Genomic DNA, 1,119 nt, shown 5'->3' on the forward strand with positions numbered 1-1,119 from the left:
TCTCAGGCGTCGGCGAGTCTGTAGAGAACAGTGCGGAACCCAGGAGATCCTGACACCTCTCAAGGGAATGAGTATATCGGGCACAAGTGCCAAAACACAAGGCCTGAGAGAGGGGTATCAGGAAGTCGGAGTCAGCCATAGTAGTAATGAAACGAGTAATGATCGCGGAGCGAAGGGCTGGCAGACAGATCGAACGTGAGAGGGAAACAATGACCGTACACAGCAACGACGGACAACCATGGTTAACAAAACTTGAGCGTATAGGCAAGAAATCAGCCTGTAACAAACAGCAAGTGTTCAATAATTTAGGGCATCTGCTGAACAGTGACATGCTGAAAGGACAATTCCTACGGCTTGACGGGAATAAAGCGGTAGGTATTGATCGCATGACAAAATCCGCTTACGGTGAACATCTTGATGGGAATATTCACAATCTCATCCTGCGAATACGCAGAGGGACGTATCGCCCGAAAGCCGCCAGAATCACGCAGATCCCGAAAGAGGAGGGTAGTCAACGGCCACTGGCAATTTCGTGCATAGAGGACAAACGGGTGCAACTTGCGGTCAGTGATATTCTCAGCCAAATTTATGAGCCGCTGTTTCTGCCGTGTTCATACGGGTTTCGGCCGGGATTAAATTGTCATGTGGCATTGAAGGCACTACAACAGCAAACATACCGTAACGGGAATGGGGCGGTTGTGGAAATTGACATCCGACAGTACTTTAACACGATACCTCATATTGAGTTGATGAATTTACTGCGGAAGAAGATATCAGATCGCCGTTTCCTCAGACTCATCAAGGTCTTAATAACGGCACCCGTTATCGAGGGTAAACAGATATCCGACAATGTGTGCGGATGTCCCCAAGGGTCAATCGTATCGTCAATACTTGCCAATATCTACCTGCACTATGTGATAGATGAATGGTTTGATGAAATCAGCCGTTCACACATTCATGGTCGGGCAGAAATGGTAAGGTACGCTGATGATAGGGTGTTTACCTTTGAGTCCCTGAGTGAGGCAAAACGCTTTTATAAGATATTACCGAAACGACTGAGTAAATACGGTCTGGCGTTGCACAGTGACAAATCGCAATTAATTCCGGCGGGTCACGTTG

At 47.5% G+C, this 1,119-nt stretch carries 2 protein-coding genes; both read left to right on the forward strand.

Features of this window, described 5'->3' with window-relative positions:
• Positions 1-199: hypothetical protein (locus Xentx_RS19285; protein ID WP_167366788.1), on the forward strand; the 199-nt coding region annotated here is incomplete at its 5' end.
• A 10-nt stretch (positions 200-209) separates the two neighbouring features.
• The coding region (locus tag Xentx_RS18075) for a reverse transcriptase domain-containing protein (protein ID WP_074021865.1) at positions 210-1,119 on the forward strand (910 nt) is incomplete at its 3' end.

It is taken from the genome of Xenorhabdus thuongxuanensis, from assembly GCF_001908095.1.
Classification (GTDB): Bacteria; Pseudomonadota; Gammaproteobacteria; order Enterobacterales; family Enterobacteriaceae; genus Xenorhabdus; species Xenorhabdus thuongxuanensis.